The following is a 13,350-nucleotide window of genomic DNA, read 5'->3' as shown; positions in this document are numbered from 1 at the left end:
AGGCTACGCCCGCACAAACAGTGGTTTTACCGACACGGTGTTGCAACGCAGCGGGGTGCGGGCCCCGTCAAGGGACCCGCACCCCGGGCAACCACCTACGTCGTCCGCCGCCGCCTGGCTCCCGGCCGCCGCTCGGAAGGCCGCGTCACCGGATCCCCGGCTTCCAGCGCCGCTTCCCGCCGCCGCAGTCCGAAGTCGGCCAGCGCCTCGGCGAGCTTGTGCACGGACGGCTCGGGCGACAGGACGTCCACCCGCAGCCCGTGTTCCTCGGCCGTCTTGGCCGTGGCGGGCCCGATACAGGCAATGACCGTCACGTTGTGCGGCTTCCCGGCGATACCGACCAGGTTCCGCACGGTCGACGACGAAGTGAAGAGCACGGCATCGAAGCCGCCGCCCTTGATCGCCTCGCGCGTGTCCGCCGGCGGCGGCGACGCCCGTACCGTCCGGTAGGCGGTCACGTCGTCGACCTCCCACCCGAGCTCGATGAGCCCGGCGACCAGCGTCTCCGTGGCGATGTCGGCCCGCGGCAGGAACACCCGGTCGATGGGATCGAAAACCGGGTCGTACGGAGGCCAGTCCTCCAACAACCCCGCCGCGCTCTGCTCACCGCTCGGCACGAGATCCGGCTTCACACCGAAGTCGACGAGCGCCGCGGCCGTCTGCTCGCCCACCGCCGCGACCTTGATCCCGGCGAAGGCGCGCGCGTCGAGCCCGTACTCCTCGAACTTCTCCCGCACCGCCTTGACGGCGTTCACGCTGGTGAAGGCGATCCACTCGTAGCGGCCGGTCACCAGACCCTTGACCGCGCGCTCCATCTGCTGCGGGGTGCGCGGCGGCTCGACGGCGATCGTCGGCACCTCGTGCGGCACGGCGCCGTACGACCGCAGCTGGTCGGAGAGCGAGGCGGCCTGCTCCTTGGTGCGCGGCACGAGCACCCGCCACCCGAAGAGCGGCTTGGACTCGAACCACGACAGCTGGTCCCGCTGCGCGGGGGCGCTGCGCTCGCCGACCACGGCTATGACCGGCCGGTGGCCCTCGGGCGAGGGGAGGATCTTGCCCTGCTTGAAGACCTGGGCGATGGTGCCGAGGGTCGCGGTCCAGGTCCGCTGGCGGGTGGTGGTACCGGCGATCGTGACGGTGAGGGGGGTGTCCGGCTTACGGCCAGCCGCCACCAGTTCACCGGCGGCCGCTGCCACCGAGTCGAGCGAGGTGGACACGACGACGGTGCCGTCGGAGGCGCCGACCTCGGTCCAGCACCGCTCGTCGGCGGTCCTGGCGTCGACGAACCGCACGTCCGTGCCCTGCGCGTCGCGCAGCGGGACACCGGCGTAGGCGGGCACGCCGACGGCGGTGGCGACGCCGGGGACGACCTCGAAGGGGATGCCCTCGGCGGCGCAGGCGAGCATCTCCGCGCCCGCGTTTCCGTCGAGGCCGGGGTCGCCGGTCACCGCACGGACGACCCGCCTGCCGCCCCTCGCGGCCTCCATGACAAGATTGGCGGCATCCCTCAACACGGGGACTCCGGCGGCTGTTGACGCCTCGTCAACAACCGTCAGCTCAGGCGTGCTCACCCCCGCGCGCGCATGGTCGCGAACGACCTCGAGCACCTCCGGCTCGGCGATCAGGACGTCCGCTCCCGCGAGGGCCTCGACGGCCCTGAGGGTCAGCAGTCCGGGGTCTCCCGGTCCTGCGCCGAGGAACGTGACGTGTCCGTGGCCGGTGAAGGCCGAGGACACTGGGCTGGTGGTCGGGCGGGTGGGGTTCAAAGTGCTCGCTCCCCCATAAGACCAGCCGCACCCTTGGCGAGCATCTCGTCCGCGAGTTCGCGTCCGAGCGCCATCGCCTCGTGGTGCGAGGTGGGTACGGGACCGGTGGTGGACAGCTGCACCAGCGTCGAGCCGTCGGTGGTGCCGACGACGCCGCGCAGGCGCATTTCGGTGACAACCTGCCCGTGACCGGGGTCGTCGGCCAGCAGGTCGGCCAGCGCACCCACAGGTGCGGAGCAGCCGGCCTCCAGGGCGGCGAGCAGGGATCGCTCGGCCGTCACGGCGGCCCGCGTGTGCGGGTCGTCGAGAGCGGCGAGCGTGGCGACGAGCTCGGCGTCGGACGCCGGGCACTCGATCGCCAGGGCCCCCTGACCGGGGGCGGGCAGGACCGTGTCGACCGACAGGTGGTCGAGCGACAGGGAGCCGGTCAGCTCCGCGGTCCCGCCGATGCGGTTGAGACCGGCCGCGGCGAGAACCACCGCGTCCAGTTCACCGCTGTGTACGTAGCCGACCCGGGTGTCGATGTTCCCCCGGATCGGGACACAGGTGATCTCCAGGTCGTGGCTGCGCGCGTACGCGTGGAGCTGGGCCATGCGACGCGGCGACCCGGTGCCGACGCGGGCGCCCTTGGGCAGCCGGTCGAGTGTGACGCCGGCCCGTGCGATCAGTACGTCGCGCGGGTCCTCGCGCTTCGGGATCGCGGCCACCACCAGGTCGGGGTGGGGCGTGGTCGGCAGGTCCTTCAGGGAGTGGACGGCGAAGTCCACGTCACCGGCGAGCAGCGCGTCGCGCAGGGCGGCGACGAAGACGCCGGTGCCGCCGATCTGCGCGAGGTGCTCCCGGGAGGTGTCCCCGTACGTCGTGATCTCCACGAGCTCGACGGGCCGGCCGGTCAGCTGCCGGACGGCGTCGGCCACGTGCCCGGACTGGGCCATGGCGAGCTTGCTGCGCCTGGTCCCGAGCCTCAGTGCCCTCTCGGTCATACTCGCCCTCGGTTCTTGACGTCGGCGTCATTCAGGTCGGCCCGGCTGACGGATGCCACCGTCTCCGGGTCGAGGTCGAAGAGTGTCCGCAGCGCGTCCGCGTACCCGGCGCCGCCGGGCTCGCTGGCCAGCTGCTTGACCCGCACGGTCGGCGCGTGCAGGAGCTTGTCGACCACGCGTCGCACGGTCTGGGTGATCTCGGCGCGCTGCTTGTCGTCGAGGTCGGGCAGCCGGCCTTCGAGCCGGGCGACCTCGCTGGCCACGACATCGGCGGCCATCGTGCGCAGGGCGACGACGGTCGGGGTGATGTGCGCGGCGCGCTGGGCGGCGCCGAAGGCGGCCACCTCGTCGGAGACGATGGCCCGGACCTGGTCGACGTCGGCGGCCATGGGTGCGTCGGCGGAGGCCTCGGCGAGCGACTCGATGTCGACGAGCCGGACGCCGGGGATCCGGTGGGCGGCGGCGTCGATGTCGCGGGGCATGGCGAGGTCGAGCAGGGCGAGGGGGGTGCGGCGGTTCTGTGCGGCGGTCTCGACGGCTTCGGCGGTGAGGACGAGTCCGGTGGCGCCGGTGCAGGAGACGACGACGTCGGCACGTGTCAGTTCGTCGCCGACGGCAACCATCTCGACTGCGCGTGCGGTCACCCCGGTGCCGCCGGGCTCGCTCAGGATCTGGGCGAGCCGCTCGGCGCGGGCCAGGGTGCGGTTGGCGATGACGACCTCGGAGACGCCGGAGCGCGCGAGGGTGGCGGCGGCGAGCGAGGACATCGAACCGGCGCCGATGACGAGCGCCCGCTTGCCCTTGGCCCAGGTGTCGACGTCGGCGGCGCTCAGGCCGTCCAAGCCGGCCGCGCCCGCGTCCGTACCCGCGCCGTCGACGAGTCGCTCCATCCCGAACGTGACGAGCGACTGCCCGGCCCGGTCGATCCCGGTCTCGCTGTGGGCGCGCTTGCCGACCCTCAGGGCCTGCTGGAACAGGTCGTTGAGGAGGCGTCCGGCGGTGTGCTGCTCCTGGCCGAGCGCGAGGGCGTCCTTGATCTGGCCGAGGATCTGGCCCTCGCCGACGACCATGGAGTCGAGCCCGCAGGCCACCGAGAAGAGGTGGTGGACGGCCCGGTCCTCGTAGTGCACGTAGAGATAGGGAGTGAGCTCTTCCAGGCCGACGCCGCTGTGCTGCGCGAGCAGCGTGGACAGCTCGGCGACACCGGCGTGGAACTTGTCCACGTCGGCGTAGAGCTCGATGCGGTTGCAGGTGGCCAGGACGGTGCCCTCGGCGGCCGGTTCGGCGGCGAGGGTGTCCTGGAGCAGCTTGACCTGGGTCTCTCCCGACAGCGCGGCCCGCTCCAGGATGGAGACCGGGGCGCTGCGGTGGCTCAGCCCGACGACGAGAAGGCTCATGCCGGCATCACGGCGGGGACGTCCCCGTCGGGTCCCTTGCGGCTGCTGCCCCCGGTGCGGGCGGCGGGCGGCGCGGCGGGCGCACCGGTGTCCGTACCCGTCTCCGGGCCGCTCTCGGCGCCCGCCTCCTCGCCGGCCTTCCGCTGTTCGTGGAAGGCGAGGATCTGGAGCTCGATGGAGAGGTCGACCTTGCGTACGTCCACGCCGTCGGGCACGGAGAGCACGGTCGGGGCGAAGTTCAGGATGGAGGTGACTCCGGCGGCCACCAGCCGGTCGCAGACCTGCTGGGCGACGCCGGCGGGCGTCGCGATGACGCCGATGGAGACGCCGTCCTCGTCGATGATCTTCTCGAGGTCGTCGCTGTGCTGGACCGGGATGCCGGCGACCGGCTTGCCGGTCATGGCGGGGTCGGCGTCGATCAGCGCGGCGACCCGGAAGCCACGGGAGGCGAAGCCGCCGTAGCCGGCGAGCGCGGCGCCGAGGTTACCGATGCCGACGATGACGACCGGCCAGTCCTGGGTGAGCCCCAGCTCACGCGAGATCTGGTAGACGAGGTACTCGACGTCGTAACCGACACCACGGGTGCCGTACGAGCCGAGGTAGCTGAAGTCCTTGCGCAGCTTCGCGGAGTTGACGCCCGCAGCGGCCGCGAGCTCCTCGGAGGAGACCGTGGGTACGGAGCGCTCCGAGAGCGCGGTCAGTGCGCGCAGATACAGCGGAAGCCGGGCGACGGTGGCCTCGGGAATTCCTCGGCTACGGGTCGCCGGTCGGTGAGTTCGGCCAGTTGCCACGGTGCTCCTGCGGGATGAGCGGGGCTGCAGGCGGCCGTATGTCCCAAGACCGCCCCGTCGAATGCAGGCTATGTCTTTGTGAACGCGTGCACAAAGATGGTGTCCGTTTTGTCCGGCCAAAGTGACCGGGGTCACGCGGCTGGTTCCCATCCTCACGGAACCGCGGAGCAGGTCAGAGCGTTGAGATCCCGAAGGGGGCAAAACCGCACACACTCCTCACGACGCCACCCCCGAAACCCAACAAAACGTCCACGATGGTAACCGCCTTTCGGTCACACACCCAGTTCGCGCCGGAGCCGCCCCGGGTCCACGCGCCAGAAAGTGTGCTGTTCGCCATCGACGAGAACGACGGGGATCTGCTCCCAGTACGCCCGGTAGAGCTCCTCATCGCGCGTGATGTCCTTCTCCTCCCATCGTGCGCCTGTTTCGGCACACACGGTCTCGATCACCGCCCGGGCGTCGTCACAGAGATGACATCCCGGCTTGCCGATCAGCGTCACGGTGCGCGATCCGGCGTCCTTCTTCTTCGTCCGTCCGAACATGACGTCCATTCTGTCCAATTAACAGGGGAGCCCCGCAGTGTTCACGCCCCGGCATCGTCACAAGTCGGGAAGTACCGAACAGACTGGCTATGCTCACGGCATGGCCGCTCTGGGATGGCTCACCCCTCGTAGGCGCTCCGCCACCGCGCGCAGCGTCCTCGCAGGCGAGGCCGCTGCCGAGGCAGCGCGGAAGTCCTCGCTCCAGCTGGAACGGGAGCGGGAGGAGGCGGCGGCCGAGACGGCCACCGCGGAGCCCGCGGCCCCGGCCGAACCGGAGTTCCCGGTCGTCGGCGACGTGGAAGCGGCCGCGTTCTTCGACCTCGACAACACCGTGATGCAGGGCGCCGCGATCTTCCACTTCGGCCGCGGCCTGTACAAGCGGAAGTTCTTCCAGCGCCGCGAGCTCGCCCGCTTCGCCTGGCAGCAGGCCTGGTTCCGGCTCGCCGGCGTCGAGGACCCCGAGCACATGCAGGACGCCCGCGACAGCGCCCTGTCCATCGTCAAGGGCCACCGCGTCTCCGAACTGATGTCGATCGGCGAGGAGATCTACGACGAGTACATGGCCGACCGCATCTGGCCCGGCACGCGCGGCCTCGCCCAGGCCCACCTGGACGCCGGCCAGAAGGTCTGGCTCGTCACGGCCGCCCCGGTCGAGACGGCCACGATCATCGCCCGGCGACTCGGCCTGACCGGCGCGCTCGGCACGGTCGCCGAGTCCGTCGACGGCGTCTACACGGGCAAGTTGGTCGGCGAGCCCCTGCACGGACCGGCCAAGGCCGAGGCGGTACGCGCCCTCGCCGCCGCCGAAGGCCTCGACCTGAGCCGCTGCGCCGCCTACAGCGACTCGCACAACGACATCCCGATGCTCTCGCTCGTCGGACACCCGTACGCGATCAACCCGGACACCAAGCTACGCAAGTACGCGAGGGACCGGGAGTGGCGACTGCGCGACTACCGGACCGGCCGCAAGGCCGCCAAGGTCGGCATCCCCGCCGCCGCGGGCCTGGGCGCCATCGCAGGCGGCACCGCCGCCGCGGTCGCCCTGCACCGCCGCCGCCACTGACGCCACCGCCACGCGGCGCGCCGGACCCCTGCCGATACGTTTCGGCTGCGATCATCTGCGACAACCCCGGACCAGCAGCCCTCACCCGTCCGTGGTCGAACACCACCGCACAGGTCGACTCCCAGGCATTCCGGACTCCTTACCCAGCAGCGGCCCCGATCACTCCCCCGTTCTGCACTTGAGCACAACGCAACGCCCGCGCAGTCACACTCGGAAGCAATCCGATCAACAACCGGTCACGAATAGCGGCCAGTTACGACTGCAAGCGGTAACGGAAACGACGTAATCGGTGATTTGAGCAACTGGGTGTAGCGCTGCCTGTACGAAGCGTTATTCTCCTCAGACGCACAAAGGACCCCTCCCGTCGCCACGACGAGTGAACGGTCCCGCACTGCACGTGATGGAAGCTCTGCCTCTGGGAGTCCCGTGTACCCACACGTCGGGGTTGACACCTCGGGCCTGGCTACGCTGCGCGCAACGGTCCTCGACCACTTGCGCGGCTTCGTCCCCACCGCGTACGCCGGCCCCGTCCCCGCCTTCGCCTTCGCCTCACCGGCACCCGCCGGCCCTTGCTATGCCCTGGCCGACGGCAGCGCCGCCGTGGGCAGACGGGGAACCCGCGGCGGCGCCGGAACCTCGACCGCCGCCCGCCGCCCCACCGCCGACAGCGACAGCGCTCGCATGATGGACCTGGTCGAGCGCGCCCAGGCCGGCGAGGCCGAGGCCTTCGGCCGCCTGTACGACCAGTACAGCGACACCGTCTACCGCTACATCTATTACCGCGTCGGCGGAAAGGCGACCGCGGAAGACCTGACCAGCGAGACGTTCCTGCGCGCCCTGCGCCGGATCTCCACCTTCACCTGGCAGGGCCGCGACTTCGGCGCCTGGCTCGTCACCATCGCCCGCAACCTCGTCGCCGACCACTTCAAGTCCAGCCGCTTCCGCCTCGAGGTCACCACCGGCGAGATGCTCGACGCCAACGAGGTCGAGCGCAGCCCCGAGGACTCCGTCCTGGAATCCCTCTCCAACGCGGCACTCCTCGACGCGGTCCGCCGCCTCAACCCCCAGCAGCAGGAGTGCGTGACCCTGCGCTTCCTCCAGGGCCTCTCGGTCGCCGAGACCGCCCGCGTCATGGGGAAGAACGAGGGCGCCATCAAGACGCTCCAGTACCGGGCCGTCCGCACACTGGCCCGCCTCCTCCCGGACGACGCACGCTGACCGGTCCGCGCCCCCCACACGCGCGCCCATGCAGCGGCCCACGCCCCACCCGTCCGCGCCTCGCCCCCCACACCTCCCCCCACATTCCACGACCCCCGCTCAACTCACAGTCGGTGACCCCTCGGTGACGCACTGGTCCGATCATCTTTCGCGCGTAACCCAAGTGCCGCGCCGCTCGTTGTGCGGAATGCAGGCTCCCTGTGGTCACGCCATGCCCGCAGCCACTCACTCGTTCGTGTGGATGTGTTCAAGGTGTGCAACCTTCCGGACACCCCGGGGAGTCGACCGTCATGACGAGAGGAGGTGCCGCCAGTGATCGCGAACGTATCGGCGCACCGGCGGGCGAACGCCTTCGCCCAGGCCCTGGAGGACCGGGCGGCCGAGGGCGCGGCAGCCGAACAGCCCGAAGCTCCGGCCGAACCGGCGGAGCAGGGGCGGCTGTTGGCCTTGTCGAACGGCCTAGGCGAACTGCCGAAGCCACAGCTGGACCCCGAGGTCAAGGTGGTGCAGCGAGCGCAGCTCGTCGCCGCCATGGAAGCGATGCTCATGGAGGGCAGCGCGGCCGCGGGACCTACGGTCCCGGAGCAACGGGCACCGGGAAGCAAGGGAGCCCACCGGGCGTCTCCACTCCGCAAGCTCCGCCCGCGCTCCCGCTGGTCCAAGGGCCTCGCCGCCGGCGGCCTCACGGTCGGTGTGGCCGCGGGAGCCTTCGGCGGAGTGGCCGCTGCCAGCTCCGACGCCCTGCCCGGTGACTCGCTCTACGGGCTCAAGCGAGGCATGGAGGACATCAAGCTCGGAATGGCGGACGACGCCGCGGACCGCGGCGGCATCTACCTCGACCAGGCGTCCACCCGGCTCAGCGAGGCCCGCAGACTCATGGAGCGCGGCCGCTCAGGCGACCTCGACCACGAGTCGCTCACCGAGATCCGCCGCGTCCTGGGCGGAATGAAGCACGACGCCAGCGAAGGCCACCGCCTGCTCCGCGAGGCCTACGAGCAGGACGGCGAGATCGGCCCCATGGCCCGACTCAACTCCTTCGCGCAGGCCCACCGGGACACCTGGAACGGCATCCGCGACCGGCTCCCCGTCCAGCTCACGGACGTCGGCACCGAGGTGACCGGAGTCTTCGACGCCATGGACGAAGAGGTGGAGCCGCTCCAGTCGGTGCTTCCCCGCACCCTGGAGAAGGACGGAATCGCCACCGAGCGCCCGACCAGCGGACCCAGCACCCCGCAGGACACCCAGGCACCGGACACCCAGCGTCCGCCGTCCACCCACGAGGCGCCGCCCACAGGCAGCACCTCCGCCCCGCCCCGCCCGTCCGGTCCCACCCCGAGCACCGGCACGAGCTCAAGCGCGAGCACGGACAGCGGCACCACCCCGTCACCGGAGGACGACGGTCTCCTCGGCGGCGACACGGGCGGGCTGCTCCAGCCGCCCACCCCCACCGGCTCGCCGACGATCCCCACTCCCACGACCCCGACACCCCCCGACGTACCGGACGTGACCCTTCCACCACTCCTGCCGGGCCTGCTACCAGGCTTCGGCATCGACAGCGAGGACGCTCGCTAGCAAGAGGTGAGGGGCGCCCCACGGACGGGGGCGCCCCTCACCTCTGTGCACCGTCAGAAGAACTCCTCAGAAGAACACCGACCGCCGCTGCACCAACAACTTGGCCCCTCTTTCTCTGCCTCCCTCGCACCGCTCGGCCCCAGGGGGCCTCACGGGCTTCGGAAGCCTGCGCCGGACTCCGTCCGCCGGGCGGGCGATCCCGGCTGCCGGCCGCACCGTCAGAAGAACACCGACCGCCGCTGCACCAACAACTTGTACAGCGTGTGCTGTATCTGCTCCCTGACCTGGTCCGTCAGGTTGAACATCAGCATCGGGTCCTCCGCCGCCTCCGGCGCGTACCCGTCCGTAGGAATCGGCTCCCCGAACTGGATCGTCCACTTCGTCGGCAGCGGCAACGCCCCGAGCGGCCCCAGCCACGGGAAGGTCGGGGTGATCGGGACGTACGGGATGCCGAGCACCCGCGCCAGTGTCTTGGCGTTCCCGATCATCGGGTAGATCTCCTCCGCCCCCACGATCGAGCAGGGCACGATCGGCACCCCCGCCCGCAGCGCCGTCGAGACGAAGCCGCCCCGCCCGAACCGCTGGAGCTTGTACCGCTCCGAGAACGGCTTCCCGATGCCCTTGAAGCCCTCCGGCATCACGCCGACGATCTCACCCGCCCGCAGCAGCCGCTCCGCGTCCTCCGCGCAGGCCAGGGTGTGCCCCGCCTTCCGCGCCAGCTCGTTCACCACCGGCAGGACGAACACCAGGTCCGCCGCGAGGAGCCGCAGGTGCCGCCCCGCCGGGTGCCGGTCGTGGACGGCGACCTGCATCATCAGCCCGTCCAGCGGCAGAGTCCCCGAGTGGTTGGCGACGATCAGAGCCCCGCCCTTGGCGGGGATGTTCTCGATGCCCTTCACCTCGACCCGGAAGTACTTCTCGTACAGCGGCCGCAGCAGCGACATCAGGACCTGGTCGGTGAGCTCCTCGTCGTAGCCGAACTCGTCGACCTCGTACTCACCGGTGATCCGCCGCCGCAGGAACGCGAGACCACCCGCGAGCCGCCGCTCCCAGCCCCCGCCACCGGGTACGGCCCCGGACGGGGACGCGGCCTCGACGCCGCTCCCCGCCTCCGCGCCCGCACCGCCCCCGACCCCGCCGCCCGCGTCGGCACCGGGCAGCCCTTCCCCGGGCCCCGCAGGCTCCTGAGGGCCCTGCTGCGCCCCGGGGAGGGCTCTGACGGCCGCCGCCTCCCCGTCGGCCCGGCTGGGCCGACGACGGGCCCGCGAACGGTCGTCGTCGAACGGAATGACCTTGGCGTCCGCCATCGCTGTCCGGTCTCCTCAGGCGCCGTGGTGAAGTGGGTCGATGTCAGTGGTGGCCGGGGCGAGCCGGCCGGCAAGCCGGTCCACCGCCCCGGCGAGCGTCTCCGGCGGCAGAAGACCCGGTCCCCTGCTGCCCGCGAAGTCCGCGAAGGTCTCCGCCGTCGTATAGCGCGGCGAGAACCCGAGGACCTCGCGCATCTGCACCGTCGAGACCACCCGGCCATGGGTGAGCAGCCGGATCTGCTCGGGTGCGAAGTCGGTGATCCCGATCGTGCGCAGCGCCGTCCCCACCCAGGTGACCGCGGGCAGCAGCACCGGGACGGTCGGCCGCCCGAGCCGCCGCGCGCACTGGGAGAGCAGCAGCACCCCGTCCCCGGCCACGTTGAACGTGCCGCTGTTCAGGGTGGCCCTGCGGGGCTCGTGCGCCGCCAGGCGCAGGACGTCGATCACGTCGTCCTCGTGGACGAACTGGAGCCTCGGGTCGTAGCCGAGCACGGTCGGCATGACCGGCAGCGACAGGTACTCCGCCAGCGGGGAGTCGATCCGCGGCCCGAGGATGTTCGCGAACCGCAGCACGCACACGGCCACGTCCGGCCGGCGCCGGGCGAAGCCCCGCACGTACCCCTCGACCTCGACGGCGTCCTTGGCGAAGCCCCCGCTCGGCAGCGACTTCGCCGGGGTGGTCTCGGTGAAGACCGCCGGGTCGCGCGGCGCGGAGCCGTAGACGCTCGTACTCGACTTGATCACGAGCCGCTTGATCCGCGGCGACTTCTGGCAGGCCCCCAGCAGCTGCATGGTGCCGATGACGTTGGTCTCCTTGACCGACGTACGGCCGCCGGCGCCGAGCGCCGTACCGGTGACGTCCATATGGACGACCGTGTCGACCTCGTGCTCGGCGAGGACCTTCGCGATCGCCGGCCGGCGGATGTCCGCCCGGACGAATTCGGCGGCGCCGAGCTGATGCGCCGGGGCGACCGCGTCCACCGCGATCACCCGCTCCACTTCCGGGTCCCGCTGGATTCGCCGTACGAAACGGCCCCCGAGGTGCCGGGCGGCACCGGTGACGAGCACGACCCTGCCCAAGATCAGCGCCTTCCGTCCGTCTTCCGTTGGTCGCCACCGTAGCGCCTCCGGATTTCGGCGCGAATAAAGCGTGGCCCTTCACCGCGAACGGTGAAGGGCCACGCCTGACGCACTGAACGCTGCGATGCAGCGGTCGCCTTACTTCTTGTTGCGACGCTGAACGCGCGTGCGCTTAAGCAGCTTGCGGTGCTTCTTCTTCGCCATCCGCTTGCGCCGCTTCTTGATAACAGAGCCCACGACTACCCTCGCTCACTTCTCGGAACATCCCCGCCTCCCGGCGGGGATCGGTGCGGGGCGTCTGGGCCCACACGACCTACGTCGGCCTAGCCTACCGTCCCGAGCACCGCGCTTGTAATCCGAGGGCCGTACGCGACTTTCCCGGCTTAACGGCCGCGCGCTCGCTACGCGGTCCCCACCCCCACGAAGGACTCCCTCAGGTACTCGTGAACCGCCTGTTCCGGCACCCGGAAAGACCTGCCCACCCGGATCGCCGGCAGATGACCGCTGTGCACCAAGCGGTACACGGTCATCTTCGACACGCGCATCACCGAGGCGACTTCCGCCACGGTCAGAAACTTGACCTCGTTGAGAGGTCGATCGCCAGCAGCCATGACCCACCTGTACCTTCCGCCGCGACGCCCACCGGCTTCCCCTCCGGTGACTCTTCGTCGCCGAGCGCTCACTCGCCAGACTAGGGGCGGGTGGTACGAGTGGGGAAGAGGAGCTGCCATCGGCCGTTTACCGTGACAGAAACGCTCGATTGAGTACATAGCGCGTGAGCGGACGGTAGTAGTCGGAGCGCACGCCGTCATCAAGCGGAACGGCCACCGACACCTGCCCCTCCGCCTCACCGACGAACAGCGCCGGATCATCCGTATCGGCGAGCCCGATGGCCTCGATACCCAGCTGACCTGCACCGCAGACCCATCCGTGGTCCCCGACCACCAGCTCCGGCAGCGGCCCGCCGCCCTCGGCCGCGCTTTCGAGCGCGGCCCTAACCGGCAGCGCGGAGTGCGAGTGCACCCCCGGCTCGCGACCACCCCCCGACAGCCCGGGCTCACGCACCAACGCGACCCCCCGTACGTAGTCGAGGAGGTACGTACGTACGCCGAACCGGGTCGTTATGTCGACACATCGCCCCTGCGCCGGGGTGAGGACAAGACATCCCGCCGCCGACAAAGCGTCTGCAAGCGCGACGTAGAAACCGAGCAGACGGTGCGGATGACCCGTCCCGAACAGCACCGGAACCCGTCGAGCGGCCGCCGCCCCCAGCCTCGCCGCGAAGGCGTCGAGCCCCCTCAGCGTCCGCTCCGGATCGATGACGTCAGGCCCCGACCGGTGCGCCGGATCCCCCGACACCCCGCACTTGTCGGCCATCAACCGCAGCAGATCCGCCTCGCCCCACCCCCAGGCCGGATCGAGCCCCAGCAGCACCCGCGGATCACGAGCGGCGAAGAGCCGATAGCTCCGCAGACTCTCCTCCCGCGACGTCGCCACCGTCCCCGCCAACCCCGCCGCCAAAAGATGCGCCCGCAGCGCACCGGTACTCAACACCCTCCCGATGCTGCCGGAACACGCCGTCCCCGGAGCCGAAACCCCAGGGACAGTGCACAGTCGGCGTAACGAACGAG

13 protein-coding genes are annotated in these 13,350 nt (G+C 70.9%); 3 read left to right on the top strand and 10 right to left on the bottom strand.

Annotated features, from left to right (window positions below; all coding sequences use genetic code 11):
* Positions 1 to 95 precede the first annotated feature (95 nt).
* From OG357_RS21960 to OG357_RS21940, 5 genes are all read right to left on the bottom strand, one after another.
* Positions 96 to 1,766, bottom strand: a complete 1,671-nt coding sequence (locus OG357_RS21960) for a uroporphyrinogen-III synthase (protein WP_317596467.1) — start codon at positions 1,764 to 1,766, stop codon at positions 96 to 98.
* The gene (gene hemC, locus OG357_RS21955) at positions 1,763 to 2,749 is read right to left on the bottom strand and encodes a hydroxymethylbilane synthase (protein WP_317596469.1); all 987 of its coding nucleotides are present in this window, start codon (positions 2,747 to 2,749) and stop codon (positions 1,763 to 1,765) included. The genes OG357_RS21960 and hemC overlap by 4 nt, the downstream gene beginning before the upstream one ends.
* Entirely contained in the window at positions 2,746 to 4,146 is a 1,401-nt protein-coding gene (locus OG357_RS21950; protein ID WP_329622762.1) for a glutamyl-tRNA reductase, read from the bottom strand. The genes hemC and OG357_RS21950 overlap by 4 nt, the downstream gene beginning before the upstream one ends.
* Positions 4,143 to 4,937, bottom strand: a complete 795-nt coding sequence (locus OG357_RS21945; protein ID WP_329622761.1) for a redox-sensing transcriptional repressor Rex — start codon at positions 4,935 to 4,937, stop codon at positions 4,143 to 4,145. The genes OG357_RS21950 and OG357_RS21945 overlap by 4 nt, the downstream gene beginning before the upstream one ends.
* Positions 4,938 to 5,209: 272 nt before the next feature.
* Positions 5,210 to 5,488: a glutaredoxin family protein gene (locus OG357_RS21940; RefSeq protein WP_329622760.1), complete on the bottom strand. Its 279-nt coding sequence runs from the start codon at positions 5,486 to 5,488 to the stop codon at positions 5,210 to 5,212.
* A 91-nt stretch (positions 5,489 to 5,579) separates the two neighbouring features.
* Here OG357_RS21940 and OG357_RS21935 point away from each other — a divergent pair, with 91 nt between their 5' ends.
* From OG357_RS21935 to OG357_RS21925, 3 genes are all read left to right on the top strand, one after another.
* The gene (locus OG357_RS21935; RefSeq protein WP_329622759.1) at positions 5,580 to 6,542 is read left to right on the top strand and encodes an HAD family hydrolase; all 963 of its coding nucleotides are present in this window, start codon (positions 5,580 to 5,582) and stop codon (positions 6,540 to 6,542) included.
* Positions 6,543 to 6,968: 426 nt separating this feature from the next.
* Positions 6,969 to 7,760, top strand: a complete 792-nt coding sequence (locus OG357_RS21930) for an ECF subfamily RNA polymerase sigma factor, BldN family (protein ID WP_055642830.1) — start codon at positions 6,969 to 6,971, stop codon at positions 7,758 to 7,760.
* 312 nt (positions 7,761 to 8,072) lie between these two features.
* On the top strand, positions 8,073 to 9,332 hold the full coding sequence (locus OG357_RS21925; RefSeq protein WP_329622758.1) for a DUF5667 domain-containing protein: 1,260 nt from the start codon (positions 8,073 to 8,075) through the stop codon (positions 9,330 to 9,332).
* 218 nt (positions 9,333 to 9,550) lie between these two features.
* Here OG357_RS21925 and OG357_RS21920 read toward each other — a convergent pair whose 3' ends face one another.
* The 5 genes from OG357_RS21920 to OG357_RS21900 all read right to left on the bottom strand — a co-directional run bounded on the left by OG357_RS21920 (position 9,551) and on the right by OG357_RS21900 (position 13,273).
* Entirely contained in the window at positions 9,551 to 10,639 is a 1,089-nt protein-coding gene (locus tag OG357_RS21920; RefSeq protein WP_329622757.1) for a lysophospholipid acyltransferase family protein, read from the bottom strand.
* A gap of 15 nt (positions 10,640 to 10,654) precedes the next feature.
* Positions 10,655 to 11,719, bottom strand: coding sequence for an NAD-dependent epimerase/dehydratase family protein (locus OG357_RS21915; RefSeq protein WP_329622756.1), 1,065 nt, complete (start codon positions 11,717 to 11,719; stop codon positions 10,655 to 10,657).
* 138 nt (positions 11,720 to 11,857) lie between these two features.
* The gene (locus OG357_RS21910) at positions 11,858 to 11,956 is read right to left on the bottom strand and encodes a 30S ribosomal protein bS22 (protein WP_003948845.1); all 99 of its coding nucleotides are present in this window, start codon (positions 11,954 to 11,956) and stop codon (positions 11,858 to 11,860) included.
* 164 nt (positions 11,957 to 12,120) lie between these two features.
* A complete protein-coding gene (locus tag OG357_RS21905) occupies positions 12,121 to 12,330 on the bottom strand; it encodes a helix-turn-helix domain-containing protein (protein WP_030223786.1) in 210 nt (69 codons plus the stop codon).
* Positions 12,331 to 12,457: 127 nt separating this feature from the next.
* Positions 12,458 to 13,273 (bottom strand): phosphatase, encoded by an 816-nt coding sequence (locus tag OG357_RS21900; RefSeq protein WP_329622755.1) that lies wholly within the window; start codon positions 13,271 to 13,273, stop codon positions 12,458 to 12,460.
* Between the last annotated feature and the right edge of the window lie 77 nt (positions 13,274 to 13,350).

This window comes from Streptomyces sp. NBC_01255, assembly GCF_036226445.1.
In the GTDB taxonomy this organism is placed as follows: domain Bacteria; phylum Actinomycetota; class Actinomycetes; order Streptomycetales; family Streptomycetaceae; genus Streptomyces.
Note: the sequence above shows the minus strand (reverse complement) of the source record. Positions and strands in the feature narration are given on the sequence as shown.